The organism is Actinomadura sp. NPDC048032 (assembly GCF_040653175.1).
Lineage (GTDB): Bacteria > Actinomycetota > Actinomycetes > Streptosporangiales > Streptosporangiaceae > Spirillospora > Spirillospora verrucosospora.
This window is the reverse complement of sequence record NZ_JBEZJP010000110.1, coordinates 1-21138: the sequence shown is the minus strand read 5'-3', so window position 1 is coordinate 21138 and position 21138 is coordinate 1. Positions and strand designations below refer to the sequence as shown.

General features: G+C 70.5%; 20 protein-coding genes. 8 read left to right on the top strand and 12 right to left on the bottom strand.

The window, feature by feature from the left end:
- Positions 1-227, top strand: a 227-nt coding sequence (locus AB0C69_RS17245; RefSeq protein ID WP_360354374.1) for a hypothetical protein, incomplete at its 5' end; no start/stop codon positions are given.
- Positions 228-422: 195 nt separating this feature from the next.
- Here the strand turns inward: AB0C69_RS17245 and AB0C69_RS17240 are convergent.
- The 7 genes from AB0C69_RS17240 to AB0C69_RS17210 form a co-directional block, all read right to left on the bottom strand.
- Positions 423-698, bottom strand: coding sequence for a hypothetical protein (locus tag AB0C69_RS17240; protein ID WP_360354372.1), 276 nt, complete (start codon positions 696-698; stop codon positions 423-425).
- A 92-nt stretch (positions 699-790) separates the two neighbouring features.
- Positions 791-1504: a hypothetical protein gene (locus AB0C69_RS17235; protein ID WP_360354370.1), complete on the bottom strand. Its 714-nt coding sequence runs from the start codon at positions 1502-1504 to the stop codon at positions 791-793.
- A gap of 253 nt (positions 1505-1757) precedes the next feature.
- Entirely contained in the window at positions 1758-2438 is a 681-nt protein-coding gene (locus tag AB0C69_RS17230; RefSeq protein ID WP_360354378.1) for a Crp/Fnr family transcriptional regulator, read from the bottom strand.
- A 289-nt stretch (positions 2439-2727) separates the two neighbouring features.
- On the bottom strand, positions 2728-2868 hold the full coding sequence (locus tag AB0C69_RS17225) for a hypothetical protein (RefSeq protein ID WP_360354368.1): 141 nt from the start codon (positions 2866-2868) through the stop codon (positions 2728-2730).
- A 579-nt stretch (positions 2869-3447) separates the two neighbouring features.
- Positions 3448-4149, bottom strand: coding sequence for a hypothetical protein (locus AB0C69_RS17220; RefSeq protein WP_360354366.1), 702 nt, complete (start codon positions 4147-4149; stop codon positions 3448-3450).
- Positions 4150-4551: 402 nt separating this feature from the next.
- A complete protein-coding gene (locus AB0C69_RS17215) occupies positions 4552-6810 on the bottom strand; it encodes a tetratricopeptide repeat protein (protein WP_360354364.1) in 2259 nt (752 codons plus the stop codon).
- A 253-nt stretch (positions 6811-7063) separates the two neighbouring features.
- Positions 7064-7507: an oxidoreductase gene (locus AB0C69_RS17210; protein ID WP_360354362.1), complete on the bottom strand. Its 444-nt coding sequence runs from the start codon at positions 7505-7507 to the stop codon at positions 7064-7066.
- A gap of 415 nt (positions 7508-7922) precedes the next feature.
- Here AB0C69_RS17210 and AB0C69_RS17205 point away from each other — a divergent pair, with 415 nt between their 5' ends.
- On the top strand, positions 7923-8048 hold the full coding sequence (locus AB0C69_RS17205) for a hypothetical protein (protein ID WP_360354360.1): 126 nt from the start codon (positions 7923-7925) through the stop codon (positions 8046-8048).
- Positions 8049-8060: 12 nt separating this feature from the next.
- Here AB0C69_RS17205 and AB0C69_RS17200 read toward each other — a convergent pair whose 3' ends face one another.
- On the bottom strand, positions 8061-8723 hold the full coding sequence (locus tag AB0C69_RS17200) for a TetR/AcrR family transcriptional regulator C-terminal domain-containing protein (protein ID WP_360354358.1): 663 nt from the start codon (positions 8721-8723) through the stop codon (positions 8061-8063).
- Between the two features lie 247 nt (positions 8724-8970).
- Between AB0C69_RS17200 and AB0C69_RS17195 the strand changes: the two genes are divergently transcribed.
- Positions 8971-10347: an MFS transporter gene (locus tag AB0C69_RS17195; protein WP_360354356.1), complete on the top strand. Its 1377-nt coding sequence runs from the start codon at positions 8971-8973 to the stop codon at positions 10345-10347.
- Positions 10348-10368: 21 nt separating this feature from the next.
- Positions 10369-10596: a hypothetical protein gene (locus tag AB0C69_RS17190; protein ID WP_360354354.1), complete on the top strand. Its 228-nt coding sequence runs from the start codon at positions 10369-10371 to the stop codon at positions 10594-10596.
- Between the two features lie 82 nt (positions 10597-10678).
- On the opposite strand, the gene AB0C69_RS17185 is transcribed toward AB0C69_RS17190, so the two are convergent.
- Positions 10679-11050: an SDR family oxidoreductase gene (locus AB0C69_RS17185; protein WP_360354352.1), complete on the bottom strand. Its 372-nt coding sequence runs from the start codon at positions 11048-11050 to the stop codon at positions 10679-10681.
- A 538-nt stretch (positions 11051-11588) separates the two neighbouring features.
- Between AB0C69_RS17185 and AB0C69_RS17180 the strand changes: the two genes are divergently transcribed.
- From AB0C69_RS17180 to AB0C69_RS17170, 3 genes are all read left to right on the top strand, one after another.
- Positions 11589-12845: a histidine kinase gene (locus tag AB0C69_RS17180; RefSeq protein WP_360354350.1), complete on the top strand. Its 1257-nt coding sequence runs from the start codon at positions 11589-11591 to the stop codon at positions 12843-12845.
- Positions 12833-13483: a response regulator transcription factor gene (locus tag AB0C69_RS17175; protein WP_360354348.1), complete on the top strand. Its 651-nt coding sequence runs from the start codon at positions 12833-12835 to the stop codon at positions 13481-13483. The genes AB0C69_RS17180 and AB0C69_RS17175 overlap by 13 nt, the downstream gene beginning before the upstream one ends.
- A 651-nt stretch (positions 13484-14134) precedes the next feature.
- Positions 14135-14833 carry a transposase gene (locus tag AB0C69_RS17170; protein WP_360354346.1) on the top strand — a complete coding sequence of 233 codons (699 nt, stop codon included), beginning with the start codon at positions 14135-14137 and terminating at the stop codon, positions 14831-14833.
- Here the strand turns inward: AB0C69_RS17170 and AB0C69_RS17165 are convergent.
- Positions 14751-15743 (bottom strand): ArsR family transcriptional regulator, encoded by a 993-nt coding sequence (locus AB0C69_RS17165; protein WP_360354344.1) that lies wholly within the window; start codon positions 15741-15743, stop codon positions 14751-14753. The two genes, AB0C69_RS17170 and AB0C69_RS17165, sit on opposite strands and share 83 nt — an antisense overlap.
- 136 nt (positions 15744-15879) lie before the next feature.
- Here AB0C69_RS17165 and AB0C69_RS17160 point away from each other — a divergent pair, with 136 nt between their 5' ends.
- Complete coding sequence (locus AB0C69_RS17160; RefSeq protein ID WP_360354342.1) at positions 15880-16269, top strand: hypothetical protein; 390 nt, start codon at positions 15880-15882, stop codon at positions 16267-16269.
- Between the two features lie 2251 nt (positions 16270-18520).
- On the opposite strand, the gene AB0C69_RS17155 is transcribed toward AB0C69_RS17160, so the two are convergent.
- Positions 18521-18814, bottom strand: a complete 294-nt coding sequence (locus AB0C69_RS17155) for a peptidase inhibitor family I36 protein (RefSeq protein WP_360354376.1) — start codon at positions 18812-18814, stop codon at positions 18521-18523.
- A 529-nt stretch (positions 18815-19343) separates the two neighbouring features.
- On the bottom strand, positions 19344-20387 hold the full coding sequence (locus AB0C69_RS17150; RefSeq protein ID WP_360354340.1) for a pentapeptide repeat-containing protein: 1044 nt from the start codon (positions 20385-20387) through the stop codon (positions 19344-19346).
- Positions 20388-21138 lie beyond the last annotated feature (751 nt).

The following is a 21138-nucleotide window of genomic DNA, read 5'->3' as shown; positions in this document are numbered from 1 at the left end:
ACAGCGGCTTGGGCATGCTTCTGACGGAGCTGGCACCCCGCGAGAGCAGGAGCATCGTGGTGCCGGTCCGCGACACGCCCAAGGACGCCGCCGTGTGGGGTCACCGCATCGCCGCGGAGCTGCGCGACCGTCCGGCGGCGTTCGCGAGGGCCGCCGCCCTCCGGCGGCACCTCGCCGCCCGCTGGACCTGGGCGGACGCCGTCGAGCGGATCCTCTCGGCGCTGTGACCGGTCAGCCGTCGGCCGTGAGGCGCGCCGGTGCTCGGCCGCCGCGGGATCCCGCATCTCCTCGAAGGGATTCCCCGCCTCGCCCCGGCGGCGGAACGCCCGATCCGGACAGGCGAAGGTGCGGCGGTCGTAGATCGACTCGACCGGAGCCCGCACGACCTGGGGTGGCCGTGCAGGCTCCGGGACACCTTCCGATCAGCGGCGGCTCTCTTCCCGCGTCTCCTTCGTCCACCACTCGTACGCCTTGACGCCCGCGTAGCCGAGCCCGATGAACGGGATGACGAAGATTATCCACGGGAACTCCCAGGTGCCGCTCGTCTGGGCGGCGACGAAGAAGCCGTATCCGGCGAACAGCACGCCGCCGGCGCCTACTCGCATGCGGTCCTTCACGGACATCCCCGGCATAAACGCGGCGCCGATCAGGACGAACCCGGAGAGGATCGAGAAGATCTCGTACTTGGACCAGGTCATAGAAGCCTGCCCTTCTTCGGTGGATGCGGCGGGGGGCGTGCGTCACATGGGGGGCATCGGCACAGAGGTCAGGCGCTCCGCGGGAGAGCCGGTCAGTTCCCGCCGAATCCCGGGAGAAGGTGATCGAACGGGCCGTTGTCGTGCGCGGCGTCCACGATGGACAGGTAGAGACCGCCCGCCCAGAGAAGGACTGCGTACTCGCCGGGGTTCAGCTGCCACCGGTTCCGTGACCGCTCCAGGTGCGCGGTGCCCTGCTGCTCGCCACGGAAGCGCATCATCGCGGTGGCGGTGCTGCCGCTGACCGAGACACTGCCGGCGTCCACCTTGTCGATCTCCTTGCGATACGACTCCGGAGCCCGCTCGAACGCCGCAGAGATCTTCTGCGTGCAGTTCTCCTGGCCCGGCTGAGCCAGTTCACACCAAGCCTTCGCGTTCCCGGACCTTTCGGCCTTCTTCAGCGACTCAAGGGTCTTGCGCGCGCCCGACGCGCCCTCGATGAACACCACGCGCGTGTCGATCCCTGAGCCGGCGGCCACGGCGCCGTACAGGCCGAAGGCGAGAACGAGCAGGAGCACAGCCCCGATGCCCGCGACGGCGACCATCGGCAAGGCGAACGAACGCGATCCGTTACGGATGACGAGGGAGCTGTTGATCAGGCTCGTCCCGTTGATACCGACGCTGTTCCCCGCCACCGAGAACAGGTCGCGGCCCGCGATACGGCTGTTCCGCACGCGAGCGTTCCGGCCCGCGTTGAGCGATACTCCCGGGCGGGACTCCTCGAAGTCCGGCGGTCTGGTGTGTTCCATGACGATTCCCCCTCGTACGGACGGCCCAACCCTGCGGAGCGGAGCGGGACGGGGCAACCCGGCTGCCGCGCGGTGGTGGGGCCGGTGGCACGGCGCTCCCAGCGGCACCTGGCCGTGCCTGCCATGGCCTTGCAGGTCAGAGTGGTGAGAGCCGGTATCCGGCGGGCCTCGCCCACCGCCCCGGGGCGGCGATGGCAGGCGCGGAATCTACCGCCCGGTATGGCGCAGGCGAGCCATCCGCCGTTCGCCGCGGTCATCGCCGGTCGCCCTTCGATGCCAGCAGGGCCAGCGCGGCCGGATCGAGGACGGTGATGCGGCCCCGGCCCGTCTTGATGATCCCGTCCCGACGCAGCGAGTGCAGCGCGCGTACCAGCGAGGCGCGCGACATCCCGAGGAGGTCGGCGATCTCGCGCTGGAGACGCGGCAGGGAGGGTTCGGCCGCGTCGCTCCGCCGGTCCTGGTCGAGCAGCCGGGCGAGCCGCGTGAGCGGCGCCTCCTCACCGATGCCGCGCTGCAGATCGGCGTCCCGGAGCCGTTGGACGGCCACGCGCAGCAGCACCCGGCTCAGCCCGTCGTACCGCCGCACGACCCGGTCGAATGCCTCGTGGGAGATCGCGAGGACGTTGCCCGCGTCCACGGTGATGACCGTCGCCGAGTGGGGCCCGCCATCCACCAGTGACATCTCGCCGACGATGTCGCCGGGCCCGCGATGCGCGAGCCAGACCTCGCCCTCACCGGTCCGGTGCACGACACGCGCGTGCACCGACCTGAGGATGAGGACGGCATCGCTACGGCGATCCTGGACGCAGAGTTCGGCACCCGCCCGGCAGGCCCGTATCCGCCCCGTCCCCGCCAGGGCATTGCGCCACTCGGCACGTAGCTGGCTCCAGAAATCGTCCCCCTGCCCCCTCTCCGGCAGAGGCGCGCGCCGCATCGGGCCGCCCGGAGCAGTCCTCGCAGGCCGCCGCACAGGAAGGACGAGCGACGATTCGCCATTGCGTTCTTTCAATCTCTCTTCGATACGCACTTCGTGTTCCGTGAATCGAATCCGGACATGACATTGGTGACCTGTCTCGACCAGGTCGATGGTGGGCTTCCGCTGCATTACGACATCACGGAACGGGTGGGCACAGATCCGATGCTGGAAAGAGCTGGAATGCGCTGAAAATCCTCCGGCACCGGGCGAGAGCTGGTCCGGGTGTGCCTTCGACCTGCGCCCGCGGTCAGAAGATGATGAAGATCATTCGGAAACGGCCGCCCCGGAAGAGGTAGCGGACGTACAGGGCGGAGAGCCCCGTGCAGAGGAGTCCGATGAACCCTGCGCCGACGGCTCCGCCGGCGAAGACCCCGAAGCTCCCCAGCACGCTGGTACCTCGTGGGGAGGGAGGGTGGGGATCCGGGCCAGGCCGATCGCGGACACCAGCTGATAGATGCTGCGGGAGCACTGCCTCCCCGCGATTCGGGCGCCGGCCTCGACGGACACCCCCGACGTGCCGCGGATTTGCTCCCTGGGCGGGTCGCGCAGAAAGACCGGAGTGACAGCGGTGGGGGGTGTGCTCCTCTGATCGGCTCCGGGTTCCGGACTTGTCGGCCGGTAATACCGCCCGCCGGGCACATCCGTCGACACGTGCGCGACCAGCAGGCCGTTGACCGCCATGATGAGCGCCGCGCCCACGACGGCGCTCAACCCGCCCGCGTTCAGGGTGAAGCTGCGGTTGTGAGTCATGTACGCGTCCCGCGTGGCCGCCTGTGCGCTGACGGTCTCGCGGCCGGACGGTTGCCATGCGCCGCGCAGGACGATCACCGTGGTCAGCATCAGGACGGCGGCGAACCCGCCCCAGACCCAGTCGCCGCCGAAGATCCGCCCCGCCTCGTCCGGCGGCCTCCGGGCTGGCCCATGGACGCAACCACTTCCGCGCCCTCGCCCGCACGAGCCCTTGTCGTCACAGGTACAGGTCTCTTCCTGAAATGTTGCCGGAGATCTGCGCGTTCCCGCCGATGTTGAGATGGACCCCATTGGTCTGCCCCGGCTCACCGGTGGGGTTGTCGGCGGTCGCGGTGCCCTGCGCGGCCAGCCTTGCCGCGAGTTCGTCCTCGGCCGGCAGGTGGAGCCAGGCCTCCAGCGTCGATTCCTTCACCTTCACGATGGTGGGGTGGAAGCTGGAGGGGTCGAAGTCCTCATAGCCGTACCGGACTACGGCCTTGTGGACGTCTTCGGAGAGCAGATAGGCGACCGGGCCGCGCGCCTTGGCGAGCGACGACTTCAGGGTGCCGGCCTCGTTCAGCCGGAACGTCTCATCGATGCTGGCGCCGGAAAAGCCGTGGTCGTCCCTGAACGTCTGCCCGATGTGGACCGCGACGCGCAGGCGCGGACGCTCCGGACCGGCGGGGGCCGTCTCGGCCAGCCGCAGGAGCCGGGACACGATGACCTTCGGAGGCACCGGGTCCGGCACCGACAGCGGCCAGAGCATGAGAACGCCGTCGCCGCGGTCCTCACGAGCGCATCGAGACCACTCAGGGCCGAGTGTCCGCTCCAGCCAGGCGTACATCTCCTTCCGCGCGTGGCGCTTTCCCATGTCGTTGCGAGACGCGCTGCCCGCCATATCGGCGACCACGATGACCGCTGTCTGCGAGTACTCGGTCATGACCGGGCGACCTCCTGTTCGTGTTGCGCTCTGTCCCCGCGTCGGCCCCGCCGTCGCGGGGCTCTCTCTGAAAGACGTCCGAAACGCCTTCATCTTGGTCGTCTCGGGCCGGGGGCGGCCGAGGTGCGGCGGGAAGGATGTGCCCTGACCCGGGCCGTGCCTCGTCAATTTCCACCGGTTTTCGAGAAGGCGCAGGCCAGTCAATTGATCACTGATCTTGGAATGGTCGGCCCTGAGAGGGGGCGACCAGTCCGGAGGGTCGTATTACCCGCGGGTATGGCGCACCTGCGCCATTGAGCAACCGCCTACGTGGACCTGGTCGCCGAGGCGTTCCGCCAGGCGCGCAAACTCCACGCCCTCCCGAATCGGGTCGAGCTCGGAGGCCGCTGGACGGCCCTGACGTCAATGAGCCTCCGCCCCCTTCAGGTCCGTGACCGGATAGTTCATCGCCTCGAACATCGCGAGGGACTCCGCGCGGCATGTGCGGGCGCGTCCCGGGTTCCCGGCCTTCCGTTGGGCTGCGGCGAGATCCCGGAGGACGTGCGCGGTCCAGAAGCGGTCGCCGAGCAGCCGGTCGAGCTCCAGCGACTGTTCGAACCGCACGATCGCCTGCTCCAGACGGCCGAGCCGCTGCTCGATCCGCCCCAGCGAGCGCAGCGCCTCGGCCTCGCCCTCCGTGTAGCCGATCCGCCGGTAGAGGCCGAGCGCCCGGCGGCCCAGCGGCAGCGCCTCGTCGTAGGAACCGAGCCGTTCCCGCTGCTTGGTGACGTGGATCATCCCGTCCGCACGGGCGAGTGGATCGCCGACCGCGGTGGAGGCGCTGAGTGCCCGTTCCGCGTGCGCGAGCGCCTCGGCGTTGCTCCCGAGGGAGTCGTACAGGCGGGTGAGCGACAGGTGAGTCTGGAACACGCCCCTCGCGTCGCCGATGCTCTCGCACTCTGCCAGTGACATCCGCAGCAGCGGCAGCGCGTCCCCCTGCCGCCCCAGCCTGTTCAGGCCGTCGCCGAGCAGCCGCATCGACGTCGCCTGGACGGCGCGGTCCCCGGCGCACCGCGCGGCGTCCAGCCCGATCCGGTGCAGCGCCACCCGCTCGGTGCGCCGCCCGCTGCGGCGCAGGAAGACGGTCGCGGCCCAGGCGAGCCGCCAGACGTACTGGTCGAAGCCCGCGGCGGCGGCCTGCTTCATCGCCGCCTGCAGCACGGGCATCTCGGCGGCGAACCACGCCATCGCCTCTGGCCGGTCCCGGAGCAGGGGACCCGGCCGCCCGGGTCCCGCGGGCGGCAGGTCGGCCTCGCGGCACGGCTCGATCGCCCGGGCCGCCCGAATCGCCGTGCCCAGGTAGTAGTCGAGGACGCGCCCGATCGCGCTCCTGCCCTCCTCCGGGGCGCCGCGCCGCGCCAGGTCGCGGGCGAACTCCCGCAGCAGGTCGTGCGCGGAGAACCGGCCGATGACCTGCTCGGTGAGCAGGTTGGCGCGGGTCAGGGCGTCGAGCTCGGCGGTGGGCGGCGCGTCGGCGTCCAGCAGCGCGCGGCAGGCATACGCGTCGATGTCGGGGTAGGCGCCACCGATCAGCCGGAACAGCCGCGCCGCCCGCTCGGGGAGGAGCGTGTAGGAGGCGCGGAACACCGAGCGCGGGTCGAGGTCGGCGGAGCCCTCTCCCAACGCGCCGAGCCGGTCGGGCGCCTCGCGCAACCGGGAGGCGAGTGCGGAGAGCCGCCAGTCCGGGCGGTCCGCCGCCCGTGCCGCGACCATGCTGAGCGCGAGCGGCAGCCCGGCGCACAGGCCGATGAGCTCGTCCGCGGCGCTCTCCTCTGCGGCGACCCGCTCCGCGCCGAGCCAGCTCCGCAGCAGGTCGCGCGCCTCCCGGCGCGGCAGCACCGGCAGGGTGACGCGATGCGCGCCCTCCCGGACGACCAGGCCGTCGAGCCGGTCCCGGCTGGTGACGATCACCAGGCAGTGGCCGGCGCCGGGCAGCAGCGGCCGGACCTGGTCGGACGACCTCGCGTCGTCCAGCACGACCAGCATCTTCCGGTCGGCCAGCAGGGTGCGGTAGAGCGCGCTCTTGCCGTCCAGGTCGTCAGGAATCGCCTCCGGGGCGGCGCCCAGAGCGTGCAGGAACCGATGCAGCGCCTCGCCCGGGTCGAGCGGTCCATCCTGCTCGAAACCGTGCAGGTCGACGTGGAGTTGGCCGTCCGGGTAGCGCTTCTTCAGTTGGTGCGCCCACCACAAGGCCAACGTGGTCTTCCCGACGCCGGGCGCTCCATCGATGGCGACGATGACCGTCGCCACGCCGCCGGGCTTGTCCAGGAGGTGCGCAAGCCGGTCGAGTTCGGCGCCGCGCCCGGCGAACCGTTCCGTCACGCACGGGAGCTGGCGCGGTGCGGGAGGCACGGCACCGCGCGGTCCGCGCTGCGGCGCCGCCTCGATGTCGTCGCGCAGCGTGCTCAGCAGGCGCTGCCGCTCGGCATCCGCGCCCAGCGCGGTGAGCAGCTGGTCGAAGACGGCGGTGGACGGCAGCGTCGTGCCGTTCAGGTAGGCGTAGAGGCTGCTCCGGGAGACGTTGATCCGCCGGGCCAGGTCCGCGCGGTCCACCGCCCGCCCCTGCCGGTGCTCCCAGTCGATGAGGAGGAGGGCCAACTGCTTGACCAGATCGCGTCGCATCGCCACAGGATCATCGGCGTGTCCGTGGGAGAACATGTCCCTCCGTACGCTGGTCACCTCACAACGGGACTCAGCGTATTTACGGCCGACATCGGGGACCACCGTGCCATCACGGAGTCCGCTGGCCGGATCAGGCCCACTCTTGGCACGCCGAAGAGCAGGTCAGGGACGGCGGCGGCCTGCCGCGCCTTGGGCGTGGTCCAGCCGATGGGCGGAACCGGGTGCGCGCGGGACAACGCTGCCCCGCCGGGTGTCAGGGGGTGGGCCAGTCCCAGCGGGGGACCTCGCGCAGCGGGTGCAGTTCGTCGTCGGTACGGGCGTGGGAGTTGCGCATGGCGACCTCGGTGCCGAACTCCACGTGCTCGCGCAGCGCCTGCCGGAAGGGGGCATCGGCGGGGAGCCCGGCCGCGTCGGCGGCCGCCATGTGCAGCTCGACGAACCGGAGCCGCTGCTCCTCGGTGATCTTCAGGTGGCGGTGGACGTCGATGAGGTGGGAGAAGCCGCCCATCTCGCGCGTGAAGGTGTCGGGGCCGCCGAAAGTCTCGGCGGTGAAGGCGGTCAGGCGATCGACGTGGGTCGGCTGGCCCTCGCCGAAGAGGGGCTGGAGCAGGGGGTCGGCCAGGAGGCTGGAATAGAACAGGTCGATGAACCTGCGGAGGCCTTCGTACCCGCCGGCGTGCTCGAAAAGGGTTTCCATGATTACACCATTACTTGCATGACGACGGTCAGGTTCGTTTATCGCAGGCGGCCGCCGGTCTGTCGAGGCCCGGTACCGGTTGTGGTCATGGGGCCAGGTCGGTGATGTAGTCGTGCAGGCGGCCAGATCCTTTTGAGCATCGCAGTGGCGCGGGCGGCGGCCCGGTTCCCCACCACAACACCGAGTACAAGAAGCCTCGCGATGGAGGTCGGCCTCACCGTGGCCAAGGTCGATCCGATCGGCTGGTCCCACACCGACGTCCCCGACAGCACCGCCGTCGAGTACGCGCTTGAGATCGACCAGCTCACCGACGTGATCCGGGCGCACCGCCGCTCCGAGCACACGGCCCGCATCGCCCCCGCGGGCGGTACCGGCGAGGAGCGCTGGTGGAGAGATCCGAACCGGGCAAGACCAGGTGATCGCCGGTGTCCTGGCCCGTCACGCCCGCGTCGCCGAGCAGCGGGAGAAGGCGGCGCCTCCACCGCCCGCGCCCGGCTACGACCCGCAGGCGTTGGGTGTGCTGTTCGGGAGGAGCCCGTGACCGTCGACGTGCTCAGGCCGTGGCGGCGCGGTAGGCGTAGTAAGCCAGGAACATGTCGACTCCGGAGTCGATCAGTCGTTCGGTCGTGTGCGGGTCGAGCGTCGTTCCGTAGGTGCCGTGGACCAGATGCGGATAGAGCACGAGCGAATAGAGCTGGAGGATGGCGGTCTCTACGTCCGGCATGGTCAGCCGACCGGCGGCGATGAGGCGTTCGAACGCCGCCACCAGGGCAGGGCGAGCGCGGTCGGGGCCGTGATGGCGCCAGGCTTCGCCGAGTTCCGGGAAGCGGCGGACTTCACCGGCGACGAGGCGGCGCAGGGCCACCATGTCAGGGGAAGTCATGCTGTCCACCCAGGCCCGGGCGGTCCATTTGAGTGCGCTCCGCAGGTCATCGGACTCTCCCAGCCGCTGCGCGGTGCCTGAGATGGCGTCGGCGAGGGCGTCCTGCAGGGCGTCGCCGATGACGGCGATGAAGAGGGTCTCCTTGCTGCCGTAGTGGTTGTAGACGGTGACCTTGGAAACACCCGCCTCGGCGGCGATGGCGTCCATCGCCGCATCGAACCCGTCCCGGACGAATGCCGACCGGGCCGCCTGGATGATCACCTGTCGCTTGCGCGCCGCCCGGTCCCCGGTGAGAACGCGCGGAGACTCGCTGCGCTGAGAGGGTGCTGGCATCGTCGCTCCTTCGTCGTCGACGTCCAGCGTACCGAAATATGAACTGTACGGTTGAGTTCAACTGAACTGGTGCGTACAGTACAGGGGTTCGACCGCACCGCGTCACCACCCGTGATCGTGGGCGACCAGAGCGGACCACGGGAGTGCCGCCATGCATGACACCTGTGATCGACCACAAGTCCGCGACCGGAACGCTCGGCGTCCTGGTCGCTCCAAGACGGCTGCGCTGGCCTTGCTGTCGTTCGCGATGCTGATCGTTTCTCTCGATCAGTACATCGTCGTCGTCGCGCTGCCGGACATCGGCCGCGAGCTCGGGTACTCGGCGCAGACACTGCAGTTGGTGGTCAGCGCCTACGCCGTCGCCTCCAGCGGATTCCTGCTGCTGGGCGGGCGCGCCGCCGACCTGCTCGGCAGGCGCCGGATGCTGGTCACCGGGCTCGCGCTGTACGCGGTGGCCTCGCTGGCGGGCGGACTCGCCACCGGTCCAGCGCCGCAGTTGGCGGCCCGGGCGGTCCAGGGCCTCGGCGGGGCACTGGTCTTTCCCAGCACGCTGGCGATCATCAACACCGCCTTCGCGGAGGGGCGCGACCGCAACCGCGCGCTGGGCGTCTGGGGCGGCTCCGGCGCAGCCGGGCTGGTGGTCGGTGTGCTGCTCGGCGGAGCGCTCACCCGCATGCTCGGGTGGGAGGCGGTGTTCTTCGTCAACGTCCCCCTGGCGGGTGGAGCGCTCATCGCGGCCTTTCGGCTCCTCGCACCGGACGGGTCGCGGACGGTGGGACGGGTGTTCGATCTGCCGGGTGCACTGGGCTCCACCGGCGCGGTCACGCTTCTGATGTTCTCCCTGGTCCAGGGACCGGCTCTCGGCTGGGACTCGCCCTGGACCGTCGGCATGGCGGCCGCGGGGCTCCTGCTGTTCGCGGTGTTCGCCGTCGTCGAGCGGCGCAGTCCCGACCCCCTCGTCCCCGTGAAGCTTCTCGCCAACCGCGTTCTGGGCGTGGCATTGGTAGTCGCTTTCATGTTCACGGCGACATTCGGAGCCCTCCTGTACTTCCTGTCCATCTACTTCCAGGACGTCCGCGGCTATGACCCTCTGCAGACCGGCGCGGCCTTCCTGCTCCCCACCGCGGTGGTGGTGGCGGGTTCGACGTTCGCCGGTCAGACGGTGACGCGCTTCGGGCTGAGGCGTACTCTCGTCGCCGCGCTCGCGATCGGTGCGGCCGGGGCGGTCGGCGTCGGCCTGGCCCTGTCGGCCGACGGCTCCTATGTCGCGCTCGTGCCGGGTCTCGTCGCGGTCAGCCTAGGGGACGGTGTCGTGTTCACCCTGATGTTCATCGCCGCCGGTACGGGGGTGGCCGACCACCGGCAGGGGGTCGCCTCCGGTATGGCCTCCACCAGTTCCGGGGTCGGCGCCGTCGTCGGCCTTGCCGCGCTTGTTCTAGTCGCGAACGCCGGTACCGAGGGGCTCAGCGGTGAAGAACTGCGCGTCGCCACCGCCGAAGGCATACGCACCGCCGTTCTCGTCATCGCCGGAGGGATCGTCCTCACCCTTTTCGCCGCGCTCAACCTTCGCGATTCCTCCGACCGCCCCCACCGATCCCAGGCCGACTCCACCGCGTCGAGGTAGTCGGCATGGCGAGCCGCACGTATGTGCCCCCCTGCCGCAGTCGACGCAGGCGACCGGCTCGCGGACCCCCAAATCGGGGGCCTGACGTCCTCCCTCGCCGAGCGAGAACTGGCCCTGGAAGAGGGCTGGATCGTCCTCACCGGCGGGATGACCGACGCCGTCCCCCTGGAACCGGATCGCCCGGTCACCGCCGAGTTCACCCACCTCGGCGGGGTGACCGTGTCCTGCGGCGAAGCTCGCCCCATGTGATCGCCTACGGGCCTGGTCAACGCCGACTGCTGCCGTTCATGCACGACCCCGAGTCCTGGACGACCCGCCTCCGGCCGGGTCGTCAGGTGAGGAAGAGGGGGAGCTGGGAGCAGGCGCAGACGTGGAGGACCAGGCCGGTGATGCGGGCCGCTTGGTCGGAGACCAGGAAGGCGACCGCGTTGGAGCGGACTCCGATCGGAGCCAGTTCCAGGGCCAGGGACCTGCTGAGGCCGACCAGGCCGGCCTTCGAAGCGGCGTAGTCGGGGTGGCCGCCCCCGAGCCAGGTGCGGGACCCGTTGTTGACCAGCGAGCCCGAGCGCCGCCTGGTCCACCAGGGCAGCGCCGCTTTCGCGATCAGGGCGGGTCCGCGCAGGTTGACGGCCTGCGTGCGGTCCCACGACGCCGCATCGATCTCGGCCAGGTCTTGCGGCGGCTCGATACCGGCCGCGCGCACGTCCGCGTCGATCCGGTCGCGGCCAGCGTGACGAAGGCCTCGACGTCGGCGGAGTCCGGCGACGACGCAGTCACAATGATCGACCGGCCTATGTGAGCGTTTCGGGAAACTGCGAAGCGTACGAATTGGCTCCCCGACTGGCTCCCGAGACTACGAAGCGGTCATCGAGACACACGAGCTCGCGCCATGGACAACGCTGTGACCTTCGAGAACTTGGGGCAGCCACGGCAGCAGGCTGAGCCCGCAGGCGACCAGCGGCCCCCGGCCCACCGCATGCCCCGCGCCGGGCGCGGCTCCTCCGCCTCTTCGTAAAACGGGATCATCTCGGCGCCGGCCACTTCTTCATCGCACAACGCCAGTTGACGCATCCTCTTTCCCCGCTCCCCGTCGGCTGTCCCCTTCACGTACTCCAGCCTCCGGCGTGCACTGGGGCGCCGTCAGTCACGCAGGGTTCCGACCCGGGGTGGAGAGAATTGCACCCCCGAGCCGGGCGGCAGCGTCATGGCATGGGGATGGCCTGCGGCTTTACCGTTTGAGCATGCAACTCACGACGTGGCCGCAGCTGGTGCTGGGCCGGCCGTTCCGCGGGACGGGACACCGGACCGCGCTCGTCGCCGCCGGCCTGCCGCTCCACCTCGCCGTGGTGCCACTGTGGCTCTGGCTGGCCGGCGCGATGGCGGGGGCGCCGGCCGTGATCGCGCTGCCCGTACTGCTCACGCTCGTGGTGACACCCCTGCTGACCGCCGGGCAGCGGCGGCGCTACCGGGCACTCGTCGGCGAGGACCTCCCGCGCCCCGCCGCACCCGGGCCCGGACGCAACTGGAGGTCGGCGGTACGCCGGCTGACCACGCGGACACTGTGGCGGCAGGTCTGCTACCACGCCGTGGCGGGTCCGCTGCTGGCCGTCCTGGACCTCGCCGTCCTCGCCGTCTGGGCCGCCGCTCTCGTGGCCGCCTCCCTGTACGTGTGGATCTGGGCGCTGCCCCCGCAATGGCGGGTCACCGACCTCGGGTACAGCACGCAGGCCGCGTACATCACCGCCGTCGGCCTCGCCCTTCTGTTCCTCGGGCCCCGGCTGACCGGCGCTCTGGTGCGGCTGGACACCCGGGCGGCCGCGGTCCTGCTCGGCCCCAGCCGCACGGAGAAGCTGACCCGCCGGGTCGCCGACCTCGCCGAGAGCCGGGCCGGCGTGCTCGACGCCGCCGACGCCGAGCGGCGGCGGATCGAGCGCGACCTGCACGACGGCGCGCAGCAGCGCCTCGTCTCACTCGCCGTCAACCTGGGGCTGGCCAGGGCCACCCTCGGCGACCTGCCGGCCGATGCCCGCAAGGTGATCGACGAGGCGCACCGCGAGGCGAAGGAGGCGATCGCCGAACTGAACAACCTGGTGCGCGGCCTGCATCCGGCCGTCCTTGAGGATCGCGGCCTCGACGCCGCGCTGTCCGGGGTCGCCGCCCGCCTCCCGATCCCGGTGCGCGTGGCGGTGGACCTGCCGCAGCGCCCCTCACCCACGGTCGAGGCCGTCGCGTACTTCGTGGTCTCCGAGGCCCTGACGAACGTGGTCAAACACGCCCAGGCGACCCGGGCGGATGTGACCGTGGAGCGGATCGGGGAGACACTGTTGGTGGTCGTCGCGGACAACGGCGCGGGCGGCGCGGATCTCGCAGCGGCCGGCGGCGGCACCGGGCACGCCGGGCTCGCCAAGCGCGTCGCGTCCGTCGACGGCACGTTCTCCTGCCACAGCCCCGCCGGGGGCCCGACCGTCATCACCGTGGAGCTGCCGTGCGCGCCGTGATCGCCGAGGATTCCCTCTTGCTGCGCATCGGCGTGGTCAAGGTGCTGGAGGCGGCCGGCTTCGAGATGTGCGCGCAGGTCACCGACGCGGAAGGGCTGCTGGCGGCCGTCGAGGAGCACCGTCCCGACATCGCCGTGGTCGACGTGCGCATGCCGCCCGGCTTCACCGACGAGGGAGTACGTGCCGCGCTGGTGATCCGCCGCCAGTATCCGCGTACCGCCGTGCTCCTGCTGTCGCAGTACGTGGAGGAGCGGTACGCCGCCGATCTGCTCGCCGCCAACACCTCGGGCGTCGGGTATCTGCTCAAACAACGGGTCGCCGACGTCGAGGAGTTCGCCGAGGCGGTACGCCGGGTGGCGGCCGGCGGCACCGCGCTCGACCCGCAGGTCGTCGCGCAGCTGCTGGTGCGCCGGCACAGCGATCCGCTCGACCGGCTCACACCGCGCGAGCGGGAGGTGCTGGAGCTGATGGCGGGCGGCCGGTCCAACTCCGGCGTCGCCGCCGAGCTGGTGGTGAGCGAGAGCGCTGTCGCCAAGCACATCAACAGCATCTTCACCAAGCTCGACCTGCCCAAGGCCGACGCCGACCACCGCCGCGTCCTGGCGGTGTTGCGCTTTCTGGGCCTCGCGACCGCATAGTACGCGGCCCTTCCCGTATGCCGAGTCGACAACGGTACTGATCGCCATTGGTGGGGAATGCGGCACCTTCGGACAGTCGCTCTCCACCGGCTTTGCCGCGCTGGGAGTCGAAGGCGGTGGCCGTCATGCGCAGAGCCATGGCATGGGTGGGGCTGGTCATCACTGGTGTCCTCCCAGTCTTCGGGCTGGGCGCGGTGGCTCGCGCTGGTCGGTCGTCGCGTCAGCGCCTTCGTCCCGGGTTCGGCGGTGCGGGGGTCGGGAGTCGGCCGGAGCCGGGAGCGGCCGAGGCCGCCTGCGAGCTGCGCTTTCGGGCGCAGGAACGCGCTGCTCGGTTAGGTTCGCGCTCGTGGCGGCACCGCCCAGCATGCCGGTGGTTTCGGCCAGCGCGGTGCGAGCGGCGGTGAGGTGGGTGGCGATCCGGCTTTGGGCGAAGTCGGCGTTGGCACGCGGGTTGGCGTAGGCCAAGGTGAATTGAGAGCCTGCCACTCTGCTGATCGGTGACTCCGGCACCGGCAAGTCCCACAAGCTCATCGCGCTGCGTACCGAGGCGGCGATGAACGCGTCCGCCACACACGCCACGAAACTGCTGAACGAGCCGAGGGCGCGTCGCTGGTTGGCCGGACGGGCCGCTGGCCGGGATTCACCAAGACCGTGCTGCAGGCCGCCCTGGAAGCCGAGATGACCGAGCACCTTGGCTGTGAGCGCGGAGCGAACGCCCGGGCGGGCGCCAACCACCGCCACGGCAACTCGCCCAAGACGGTGCCGACCGAGGTCGAGCCGGTGCGGATCGAGGTGCCGCAAGACCCGGCGGATGAGTTCAAGCCGCAGATCGTGCTCAAGCACGCGCGCCGTGTGGCGGGGTTCAACGAGTCGATCACCGCGCTGTATCTCGATCAAGCACAGCCAGCGGCAGCGATCGCCGAGTCGGAGCGGGCCGACAAGCTTCTCAAGGCAGCCAGTGCGGCTTTCGCCGCTGGCCTGGACCGGCCGGGCCCGGACGACGCACTCGAGATGATCGGCCGCCCGCGTGAGCGCTTCGGGAATCTGCGAAGCGTACGGATTGGCTCCCCGGCTGGCTCCCGAGACTACGAAGCGGTCACCGGAACACACGAGATCAGGCCAGGCACAACGCGAGTCGAACGGGGAGCCTCTCACCTGCACAAACGCCCTGACTACGTCGTGGTGAGTCGATGGGAGCCTGATTGCGGTGGCTCCCGAAACTGGCTCCCGAAGGTGAGCGCCGAGAATCCTGGTGGAGATCGCCTCTCTACCCTCGGCCCGTGGACAAGGCGTTGCCGAGCGGTGTGCGGGTGTAGAAGGTGCGTCCGGCGTGGCGGGCTTGGTGGATGAGGCCATTGGCGGCCAGCACGGTGGCGTGACGGGATATCTGGGCGGGCGAGATTCCGGTCTCACGGTGGATGGTCGCGGTGGTGGTGGCCACAGTGATCGTCGCGAGGATGCGGGCGCGGGTGGGGCCTATGAGCTTGGCCAGTGCGCCGGCGTCGGCGGGCGGCGGCGGCCGGTGGGGCGCCGGGTAGACCAGCACGGGCGGCAGGTCGGTATCGGCCAGGACGACGGGCGTGGTGGTGCAGAACCAAGAGGGGATCAGGCACAGGCCCCGGCCGCCGAGGCGAACGTCGTGCGGGACGGGGTAGCGGGCCTGGAGTATCCGGTCGGCCGGGTGCCAGACGGCGCACGGCCGCAAGCTCGCCAAGAGGGCCTGGGGGCCGCCGGTTGCCGAGACGCCGGTGAGCCGGGTGTGCTCCATCGCGGCGTGTGTGCTGATGTCGGCCCAACGTGGGGCCAGCGCGGCGGCGAAGTAGGACCGCATGTGGTCGCCCAATAGCCTCAGGGCGCCGGAGTCACCGGTGGCCAGGTCGGTGCCCCAACTCGGTGCTCCGCTGCGGCTGGTCAGCAGATCGAGTTCCCGACGGATCCGTGCGCGCGGGGTCGACAGGACGGTGTCGAGGGAAGGTTCCAGGCCGGCTGTTCCGGTGCGCGGGGTGAGGAAGTCGGGCCAGTACGACGAGGCCGGCACCAGCGGCAGCAGACACCGGCCTACCGAAGCGCCCAGCGGCCGGGAGGACAAGCCGGTCAGCGTGTCAGTGCGCCACCCCGCAACGTCTGCGGGCGGCGAGGAGCCCGGACGCGGCCGCCGCAGCCAATGCAGGCTCAGCACCAATTCCCAGAGCGCATCTGGGCGGGAGGAGACCTGAATCCGCTCCAGGTCCTCGGGCTCGAAGAAGATACGCAGACTCACACAACGCGACCTACCCGCCTTACAAGATCTGTCAACGCTTGTGCGCCAGCGCGCAAACGACTGGCCATGCCAGGTCCCCGACCATCACTCTAGAGAGGTCCGAAAGCAACACGGAGCCATCAATATAGGAGAATCGGTGGAAATAACACCAAATTCCATTCTGCGGGTCAGTGCCGGCCTCCTGGTCGCCGCGGCTGCGGCAACCAGCACGAACGCCGCCGTCACCACCGGTACCGCCGCCGCGTCCACCCGCCAGGTCACCCAGGCGCCCTGCCCATCGGGAGCCGTGTGCATCTACCCCAATAACAGCCAAGACGGGATCCCGGAAAACTACACTCGATACGGCGCCCACGACCTTAAGAACAAGTACGGGGTGCACCTGGTCATCAACAACCAGACCGGCGGGGCGGGGCTCCGGTTCTGCTACGGCCGTGGCGGCCAGCAGTGCGGTCCGGTGAACGGAGTCGGCGCGTACCGCCCGAACCTCACTCCGATCAACTCCATCGTCCTCGTCCCACCCAGGTAACAACGGCTCGATCAAGCAGCCCCCCAGGCGAGCGCTACCAGGACAGCGATCCGCTGCGCCCTCCGGCCACAAATGCGACGGCCGCGTCCACCCGTCGGTATCCACGGTGAGGACGGTCAGTGCTCGTCGTCGACGGCTGCGGCTCCTCCGACATCGCCGCAACGGCATCGGTGCTCGCGGCGGTGATCGTCCGGACCGCGCTCCCCCCGGCAGCCCGGCGGTGGAGCGTGGTCCGGGCTGCGCCAACCCCGATGAACTCCTGCATTGTGGTGAGCGCCGGCTCCGGGAGCCCGCCTCGGGGTGAGGCCACAGATGGGTACGTGGCGGGACGAAAATGGGTGTGGGTCGGAGCCGGTGTCACAATCGTGGCCGGGCTGGGTGTCTTTTCGCAGCCGTGGGATTGGACAAGGCCGACAAGCTGGCCAGTGTGGTCGGTGGGCTCGCCGCGCTGACCGGTCTGGCCATGACGGCGTACGGGCTGGTCGGGGCGCCGGGCGGACGTCGGGTGGCGCAGTCGGCCACCGCGTCGGGGCGGAGTCGGGTGCACCAGGTCGGTGGGGACCAGGCCGGGTCAGAACCTTCGGGAGGCGGCGCTGGCCGTGACGGCCTTCACGGTGAAGTGCGGCAGCGGGCACGAGCGTCGGAGCAGGGGAAGATCTCCCAGATCGGGGGAGATCAGGACCCGCCCGCGCGGCCATGACCACTGCTGACCGCGGCCCGGAGAAGGTGTCGCAGACCGCCCGCGCCGACGGCGCTGCCCACGTCACCCAAGTGGCCCGAGACCTGCACATCCATCACCATCACGACCGCGGCGGCGAGGAGGCAGGGCCGCAAGCGCTGCCGGATGGCCGTTGGAGGAGGTCACCGGCCCGTTCATCCTAGAGGTGCCCGGCCCGTCCCCCTGGAAGAGGCGGGCGGGTTGCCGCCGCTGCCGCCGTATGCGCATGATGACCGGCTCGCCGAGATCGTCCGGCATGTCATCGAGGGCGCGAGCGGGATGGCGGTGCTGGTGGCCGGGTCGGCCGGCAAGACCCGGGCCTTGTGGGAGGCCCTGAGACCGCTGCGCCGGGCAGGCGGATGGCGGCTGTGGCACCCGCCCGCGGGCCGCGATAACGGCGCTGGACCGGGTCGGCCCCCACACGATGGTGTGGCTGAACGAGACCTAGGAGTACCTCGGCGCATCCGGCGATGCCGCCGAGAGGGTCGCAGCCAAGCTCCGCCGCTTGCTGACCGACCCGGCCCGAGCCCCGGTGCTGGCCCTGGGCACGATGTGGCCCGAGCATCATGCGCCCCTCACCGAGCAGTCCGGCTCGCAGGCGGCCAGGGTGCTGGACGGCACGGTGATCGAGCTGCCCGAGATCTTCACCGGCGCCGACCTTAAGGCCATGGAACTGGGGGCCGGGGGCGACTCGCGGCTGGCCGCCGCCGTCCGGCATGCCGAGGACGGGCACATCACCCAGTACCTGGCCGGAGCACCCGAGTTGCTGGCACGACTCGCCACGGGCACCGCCGACGGCCAAGGCGCTCGTCTGGGCGGCGATGGACGCCCGTCGGCTGGGCCACCGCAACTCTCTGCCGCTGGCGCTGCTGGAGGCCGCCGCACCGGCCTCCCTGACCGATGCGCAATGGGACCCGCTGGAAGAGGACTGGCTGGAGCATGCCCCGGCGTACACGGCCCGGCCGTGCAAGGGAGCCCGCGGCCCGGTCACCAGAATCCGGCCCAACCCCTCTTCTACCCCACCCCCAACTCCCGAACCGCTGCGGAGAACACACCGGGCCTGCTGTACCGGCTGGCCGACTACCTGGCACGACACGGCAGCCGCCACCGCTCCGATCGGCCCCCCGCGGGGCTTCTGGACCGCGGCCGCCGCCCACGCCCACCCCGGCGACCTGCACCTTCTCGGGGACGCCGCCTGGGACCGCGGCCTGAGCCGCGACGCCGCCCAACTGCTCACGCACGCCACGAGGCACGGCGACCCGCAAGCGGCCCCCGCCCTGGTCACTCGAATGCGCAGGCTGTATCCCGCCGACCACCGCCCCGGCCACTGGGCCGCCGGGCATGCCTCCCTCGACGACCCAGGCGCTGTAAGCGGGCTGCCGCACTTGCTGTGGCGGGCCGGTGCGAATGAGCAAGCCGATGTGCTGCTGGCCCGCGACCCCGCCGCGCGCGTCGTCCTCGACAACCGGAGAGGTGACCGAGAAATCCCCGTTTCACGGCAGTCTCACCGTCCGGTCCGCGAGAAGGAATCGGTCAGCGCCAGGCGACGGCGATGAAGTTGGTGTTGGCGATCGAAGTGCCGCGTTTGACCACGAGCTCCGAGCCGCCGCAGCGGGCGCGGTTGTAGAGCAGCCAGTCCTGGTCGTCTCGGTTGGTCACCGATCGGGCCGTGCCGCCCGGGATCGCGCCGCAGAGGTGCACCGAGGGGTTGTGGTAGGCAGACATCCTGCCCTGGAAGTTGGGCCCCGGCCAGAAGCACACACTCCCGACCGGGCAATCCGAGGGGCCCTGTGTGGTGGCGCCGGCGGACGCGACGGGCGCCGACATGGTCATGGCACTCGCCACGACAACGGGCAGCAGAGCCCTCCTGCTCAACATGCACACCTCCGAAAACTGTGTAGCGGACTGATCGCACCATGTACGGCATTCATTCAAAGTGCGGCAACCTGCACCGGCGGGTGTCAGCGGCGCCTCCGAACAGCAGGTCCTCGAACTGGACCAGCGCGCTGGCTCTCCCTTGTTGTTTCGTGCTCAGAATCGCGAAGGGGCGAACTGCCGGTCCAGTCCTTTGCGCGTCGACGCAACGGTGTTGACGGGTCTCGTGTGGCGAGATTCGCCGCCCCATGAGCCGCATTCGAAGTCTTGAGATGGGCCCTGTCCGTTGGTGGTGCACACGTACCCGATCGCGTTGGGAGGTTGCACACTCACCGATTCGCGGAGTCCGGTCTTCGCGGCTCGTGCTGTGGTGGTGTAGGCGAGAGGGGCGGACAGGGCGCGGGGGCCAGGTGATCGCGGTGACACGGCTGCCGCCCGTATCGGCCGACGGGGGCTGTCAGCGTCGCTCAAAGCCAACCGTTCACTGGGTACCCGCGAGCCTGGTTCGCTCGTCCGTCCTGGCCGTGGACCGAAGATGCTGCTCGGATCGGCCCGTGGCCCCGCGCAGATCCGCGGCTCGCAGGTCCGCGCTCTCCAGGTTCGCGCCGGCTAGGTTGGCGCCCCGCAGGTCGGTGTCGGTGAGGTCCGCGCCCTCCAGGTCGGCACCCCGCAGATTCGCCGCCCGCAGGTCGGCGCCCCTGACAGCGGCGCCACACAGATCCGCGCCGCGCAGATCGGCTCCCCGCAGGTCCGCACTTCGCAGATCCGCCTCCCGCAAGTTCGCGCCCCGCACGTCCGCCCTCTCCAGGTTCGCGCCATGCATGTAGGCGATCTGAAGGTTGGCGTCCCGCAGGTCCGCGCCGCGCAGATCCGCGCGCTTGAGGTAAGCCCGCTTCAGCCGCGCCTCTCGCAGGTCCGCGCGCCGCAGGTCCGTGTCGTGCAAGGTCGCGCCCGTCAGATCCGCGCGCCGCAGGACGATGTCATTGAGACCCAGATCGGCCAAGCGGGCGGTCCTGAGGTGCAGGCCGCTGAGGTCGACCTGGCGGCGTTCGGGACGGTGGGGGCGGCGGCCCAGCACCGTCACGGCGGCCTGGATGTCGCCTTCAGGCCGCTCGGGCAGTGGCGGGCATCTGCCGAGAGTCGGGGCGCCCAGATCCCGGCCAGCCTTGGGGGCTCGTCGTCGGATGAAGGCCTCCAGCACCTCGACGACGTCGTCGTGGTGTCGGCGCGAGTCAGCGGTGACGTGCCCCAGAGCATGAAGACCGCCCAGACGGGAATCGAGATCGGACGAACCGAGCCGCTCCAGCGCCTTGGCGAAGCGGTCGGTGACCTGCCCGCGATGGCTGAGCCGGTAGGAGCGTGCCGTGTACAGAAGCGACGCCGCCACCACCACCGCGCCGCCCGCGGACACCACCAGCAACCGTGCGTTATGCCGGTCCTTCGGATCGTGCTGATGCATCCAGTCAGGCATCCGCCACAACGCCACCGCATAAACGGCGGCCAGCACGACCAGACCGAGGCCCACTAGTACCGTCCCCCCGCCGCGCACGACTGGCCGCGCGAGTTCGTACTGTCCCCGACGGCGAAGACGCCTCATCCGATCCACAGCCCTCCGACGCCGCTGAGCAGCCAGTGGTTCGTCTCTTAGACGGAGATGCCAGCGCTTGTTCGGTCTCCAGCGCGCCGATCAAGGACGGCCTGGGACGCCCGGGACGCCCTTCGGGACGTCTGGGGATGTCGGGCCGTGTCCCGCGTGTCTTCAGGACGTCCTTGACCACGTCGCACGGATCATCTGTGCGCACCACCACCGGGGCGGGTGCTGAACCGGGGTCATCAGGAGCGGATGCTGGAGGTGCAGCGGGCAGTTCCGATCTGCGCACAACACCGCCCGGGAGAACCGCATCGACGTCGCGTTCGACCTGGTCGGCGTCCACCGCGAGCACGGCGCCGCCGTCGCGGCCAGGCTCGAGGACAACCTGCGTCGCTTGGCCCCCGACCTGCTGCGCTGGCACCTGCCCCGGCTCGACCGCGGCCGGACGACCGTCGTCCCCGACCAGCACATGGTCCTCGGCCCCGCCACCACCGCGACGCCCGTCGGGTAACCGCCGTAGACGCGACGCAGATCGAGTTGCACGGACGTCATCGTGCGGCTCCCTTCGGCAGGAAGGCATCGTGCCCGGTGCTGGTACCGCCCCCGACAGGGAAGAGCCCGTGCCGGTCGAGGTGGGGAAGCACTCCCTCTCCGAACCAGTACAGCTCCTCCAGATGGGGATATC